Annotated in this window: 5 protein-coding genes; 1 reads left to right on the top strand and 4 read right to left on the bottom strand. The window is 55.3% G+C overall.

The window, feature by feature from the left end:
* Positions 1 to 36: 36 nt before the first annotated feature.
* From ACTIKR_RS17045 to ACTIKR_RS17030, 4 genes are read right to left on the bottom strand one after another with little or no spacing between them, the layout of a single operon-like run.
* Positions 37 to 867, bottom strand: coding sequence for a CoA transferase subunit A (locus tag ACTIKR_RS17045; protein ID WP_442328478.1), 831 nt, complete (start codon positions 865 to 867; stop codon positions 37 to 39).
* A gap of 13 nt (positions 868 to 880) precedes the next feature.
* The gene (locus tag ACTIKR_RS17040) at positions 881 to 1,609 is read right to left on the bottom strand and encodes an enoyl-CoA hydratase/isomerase family protein (RefSeq protein ID WP_442328477.1); all 729 of its coding nucleotides are present in this window, start codon (positions 1,607 to 1,609) and stop codon (positions 881 to 883) included.
* A complete protein-coding gene (locus tag ACTIKR_RS17035) occupies positions 1,606 to 2,769 on the bottom strand; it encodes a CaiB/BaiF CoA transferase family protein (RefSeq protein ID WP_442328476.1) in 1,164 nt (387 codons plus the stop codon). The genes ACTIKR_RS17040 and ACTIKR_RS17035 overlap by 4 nt, the downstream gene beginning before the upstream one ends.
* Before the next feature lie 27 nt (positions 2,770 to 2,796).
* Entirely contained in the window at positions 2,797 to 3,567 is a 771-nt protein-coding gene (locus tag ACTIKR_RS17030) for an IclR family transcriptional regulator (RefSeq protein ID WP_442328475.1), read from the bottom strand.
* A 162-nt stretch (positions 3,568 to 3,729) separates the two neighbouring features.
* Here ACTIKR_RS17030 and ACTIKR_RS17025 point away from each other — a divergent pair, with 162 nt between their 5' ends.
* Positions 3,730 to 4,695, top strand: coding sequence for a Bug family tripartite tricarboxylate transporter substrate binding protein (locus ACTIKR_RS17025; RefSeq protein WP_442328474.1), 966 nt, complete (start codon positions 3,730 to 3,732; stop codon positions 4,693 to 4,695).
* Positions 4,696 to 4,747: the final 52 nt, after the last annotated feature.

Below are 4,747 nucleotides of genomic sequence, written 5' to 3'. Positions count from 1 at the left end.
TAACGATGTAGGAGAAAGGCGACCAGTTGTTTTGCATTATGCGTGTTCCTGTAATTCGGGTGCGGCATCCATGTGCTGGTTGAAGGCGGCCTGGTCCGGATCCAGATAGGCCTGCACTGCCGGATAATCTATTTCGTAATCAGGCCAGCATGAACCAGGCCAGGCGCCGTTTGGAACAATGCTGAAAGCTTCGACCATGAAATATGGAATGAGCGTGGTTTCCGGATTGTCTGTAAAGACGGTGTCCTCCACCATTTTCTCGGCAACGACCAGCACGCTTTTGGCCGAACGCGACATGATGCGGTCCCAGTGATAGGTGCCCAGCACGCGCACGTTTCCCTTGCGGTCCACTTCATTGGCGTGTATCACGGCATAATCCGGCTGTATTGCCGGAATAACCCACACCTCTTTTTCGGAACCATAGGGATCGGCAATTTTCACCCAGTTGTTCAGTTGGGCCAGTTCGCTGCCTTCGATGCCACCGCAGGGTTGAAACGGAATGCCGAAGGCGGAGGCGCGCAAACCCGCCGTCAGCGTTGCGCAGGCGTGCTCTTCGAGTACCAGCCGTTGCTGCTCGACGGCCTTGCGATAATACTGGGCCAGACCGAAGTTGCCCTCCATGGCCACAATGCCGGCGCGCGCTTTGGTGGCAGTTCCGGTGCGGCACAAAATATCAATGTCATAGCCGGGAGACTGTTTGATAATCTCCAGGTCCTGCTTGTTTTGCCGAATAAGTTCACGCACAAACGAAAAGGGGCCGCGATGCAGAAAGCTGCCACCCAGCGCCAGCGAGGCGCCATTGGGAACGCGACTGACCAAGTCCTGCAGCGATACGCATTTATCAGCCTGATTAAATCCTGATGTCATGATGGTCTCCAGATTATTGATTGGGTTTCAGGTAGGACCGGATCCGGTCCTTAAGGCCGGGCGCCGCCGCAGAGCGCACCAGGGCGGCCAGGTTCTGGTCCGATTCCGCATTGGCGTACAGGACCTGGTACATATTACGGCGGGTGATTTCGGACAAAATGGCGTTGTTGGCCTGAGCCTGTTCAATCACGTCGGGCCACTCGGGCTGGTCCTGCAATGCTTGCATGAAGCCGATGTTCAGGGCTTCGCTGGCATCGAAGGTGCGTGTGCTAGACAGGATATCCAGCGCATTCTGGGTGCCGACTATATTCTGGAAGCGGCGCGTACCCAGAATAAGGCCGAACTTGATGCCGGGAAAGCGAAATGTGGTGCCGCTAGCGGCGACGCGACGTTTGCAAGACGCGATAATATCGGCGCCGGCGCCAAAATTGCGTCCGTGGCATAAGGCCAGTGTCATGGCAGGCGAGGTAGCCAGCAGATCCAGCATGATTTCGATCTGCACGATTCGTTGCAGCAGATCGCCCTCGCTTGCCGTTTCCAGATCGGTAAAGTCGAACCCGGCGCAGAAGTTCTTGCCATTACCCCTGAATATCAGAAGTGAAATATTCTCCTGATGGGCCTGTTGTATGCCATCTGTGAGTGCCTGTACCAGGGCAGGCGACAGGGCGTTCATTTTCTCGGGCCGGTTCAGGGTGAAAGTCCACGACTGTTCGCAGCGTTCAATAATCAATGGCTCGCTCACGCGTTTTCTCCCTGCGTTGCAATGTTCGACAAAATTTCATCATTATGTTCACCCAGCGCCGGTGGACCGACGGCGATCCGGCTTGTCTGTCCGTCAAAGCGGATTGGCGAGGCAAAGGTTCTGGCGTTCAGCCCATTGGGCAGGGGAATATTTTGCACCCAGTCCATATGCGTCACCTGTTCATCTGCAAGCACATCCGAGTATTGATTGATTGGCGCGCAGGGCACGCCGGCCGCGCGGAACTGTTCAAGCCAGTATTGCGCATCTTCAGATGCGAAAATGGATTCCATGATTTCCAGTAGCGCCTGCTGGTGTTGCGCGCGTAGCGATGTGCTGGTAAATCTTTCATCCTCAAACAGTTCGGGGCGTCCGACCACCTGGCATACTGATTTCCACAGGGAGTTGTTGCCGGCGGCCATGCCGAAGTATCCCTGCTTGCAGCGAAAGACCTGATAGGGGGCGTTGCGCGGATGTGCCGAGCCCAGCTTGCGCGGATTGTCGCCGCTGCCGAAGTACTCGGATGTCTGTAGCGCTGCGATGCCCAGTGTTGCGCCCAGCATGGAAATATCAATATGGGTGCCTTCTCCGTTGCGCTCGGCCATTCGCAGGGCAGACACGATGGAAAAGGCAGCGTACAGCCCGGCAGAAAAATCACACACCGGCACACCGCACTTGACTGGTGGCCCATCGGCTTCGCCGGTCACGCTCATCAGGCCGCTCATGGCCTGTACGGTCAGGTCGAACCCGCCTTCCTGGCTGCGCGGGCCACTCTGGCCGTAGGCGGAAATGGAACAGTACACGATTTGCGGATTCAACTGCCTGATATCGGCATAGCCCAGGCCGAGCCGGTCCATCACGCCCGGACGATTGTTTTCCAGTACGATATCGGCTGAGCGCATGAGCTGGCGGGCGGCCTGCACGTCGGCGGGGTTCTTCAGGTTAAGCGTGACCGATTTTTTGTTCCGGTTCAGCGAAGCGAAATTCTCGCTGTATCCATCGCTGATGGGAGGCCAGCTTCTAAGCGTGTCGCCTCCATCCGGATGTTCGATCTTGATCACGTCCGCGCCCATATCGGCCAGCAGCATACTGCAGAACGGGCCCGCAGCAACGTTGCAGATCTCGATGACTTTTACGCCTTGCAGCGTGGTTTCTTGCTTCATGTTGAGTTGCTCACAGAATGGTTTGAATTAGTTTGATTCGCCAAAATAACCACGCCGGTATCCCGACTCCCGGGAAATGTCGCGGGCGGCATCCAGCACCAGCGGCGACCAGCGCTTCATGTTTTCAATGGTCAGTCTTTCCAGGGGCCCCGAGATGCCCAGGGCGGCAACGACCTTGTTGTGTCCGTCAAAGATTGGCGCGGCGATCCCGCCGACATTGCCGCGCCACTCGCCCCTGTTGATGGCGTAACCAATGCGTGCGATGTTGGCCAGCTCGTCTTTGAGCGCCGCCAGCGAGGTGATGGTGTTTTCGGTATGTCGGATCAGATCGGCTGAATGACGGTTGAGATATTCATCATTCTGGAAGGCCAGCATAGCTTTGCCGGTCGCCACCGCATAGGCGGGCGCGCGACCGCCAATAATGGAATAGGCGCGCACCGGATTGGGACTGTCGATTTTGTCGATGTAAATGACATCGAGCTGGTCCAGTACGGAAAGGTGTACGGTTTCCTGCGTTTGTAGCGCGACGCGGCGCATCAGTGGCGTCGCGATCTTGCGCACGTCAAGGCGGGCGAGCCGTTGCGCCGCCAGTTCGAAAACCTTCAAGGTGGGCTTGTAGCCGCCCGAATGACTGCTTTTTTCCACGTAGCCAGCTGCGATCAGTGTCTGCAGGGTACGGTGGGTGTTGCTTTTGGTCAGGCCTGATGCCTCCGCAAGGTCATCAATCGTATTGGGCTGATCTTCCTGAGCGCAAATGATTTCAAACAGCCGTAGACCCTTCAGCAAGGTTTTGTCCATATAAATCTCAAATATTGATACTAAAAATCCTATATTTTAAAATTCTAAACATAGAACCATTAATTCGTTGACCGCATTTTTATTATATGCGATTCTCTTTTTTATACAAGAAATAGAATTCAAATTCCAAATGTTGGGATTTAATAAAAAAGGAGCGAGACAATGAAATGGTTTTTGAAGACAAGCGGGGCGCTGTGCCTGATCTTCTCCAGTACGCTGGCACTTGCGGCAGACTGGCCGACCAAGCCGATCACGCTGGTGGTGCCGTATCCACCGGGGGGGGCAACAGACTTTTCGGCCAGGATATATGCGCAATATCTGCCCAAGCTTTTGGGCACCACGGTGGTGGTGGAAAATCGTGCCGGCGCGGGCGGAGAAATTGGCGCGGAAGCCGTATCCCGGGCAGCGCCCGATGGCTATACCATGCTTTTTGGCGCTATCGGCAGTCATGCAATCAATTCGATATTGCCGTCCAAGCCCAAAACCTATAAATTTCCCGATGCTTTCGAAGGCGTTTCGTTTGGCACGGCCGTGCCACTAGTTGTCGCGGTCAGCAACGGCCTGGGCGTTAATACGCTGGACGAACTGGTGAACAAAATAAAGCAAACGCCGGGCAAGATAACGTATGGTTCTGCCGGAGTGGGATCATCCCAGCATATGGCAGCTGAAAAATTTCAACTGGCAACAGGCACCAAGCTATTGCATGTGCCATACAAAGGTAGCGGTCCTGCAGTGACAGACTTGCTGGGTGGACAGATTGACATGGTGATCGATACCCTGACCACGCTCTATCCGCAGATCAATAGCGGCAAAATCAAATTCCTTGCAGTCACGACCGCTGATCGTGTTCCGACCATTCCGGATGTGCCGACATTGAAAGAGCTCAACGTCAAGGATTATGTGCTGACAACCAACTACGGATTGCTGGCGCCGGCCGGCACACCGAAAGACATTGTGCAGAAAATGTCCGAGGCGATGCAGGCCGTGGCTGCCCAAAAAGAAGTGCAGGACAAGTTGATTGCTTCGGGAGCCAAAGCCTATGCCACCACGCCGCAGCAAACAGAGCAACTGCTGCTGGACGAAGTAACGAAGTGGTCCGACGTTGCCACCCGCGCCAAAGTTGAATGACATCATGGACGCAATTTGCCGGTTAGGCATCGTCGGCGGTGGATCGGTCGGT

Source organism: Advenella sp. (assembly GCF_052108595.1).
Classification (GTDB): domain Bacteria; phylum Pseudomonadota; class Gammaproteobacteria; order Burkholderiales; family Burkholderiaceae_B; genus Advenella.
This window is presented reverse-complemented; position numbering and strand designations above follow the sequence as displayed.

Bases quoted from the DNA above. Each gene is read 5' to 3' on its own strand.
- ACTIKR_RS17030 (WP_442328475.1), bottom strand. From the start codon at position 3,567: ATGGACAAAACCTTGCTGAAGGGTCTACGGCTGTTTGAAATCATTTGC.
- ACTIKR_RS17025 (WP_442328474.1), top strand. From the start codon at position 3,730: ATGAAATGGTTTTTGAAGACAAGCGGGGCGCTGTGCCTGATCTTCTCC.
- ACTIKR_RS17035 (WP_442328476.1), bottom strand. From the start codon at position 2,769: ATGAAGCAAGAAACCACGCTGCAAGGCGTAAAAGTCATCGAGATCTGC.
- ACTIKR_RS17045 (WP_442328478.1), bottom strand. From the start codon at position 867: ATGACATCAGGATTTAATCAGGCTGATAAATGCGTATCGCTGCAGGAC.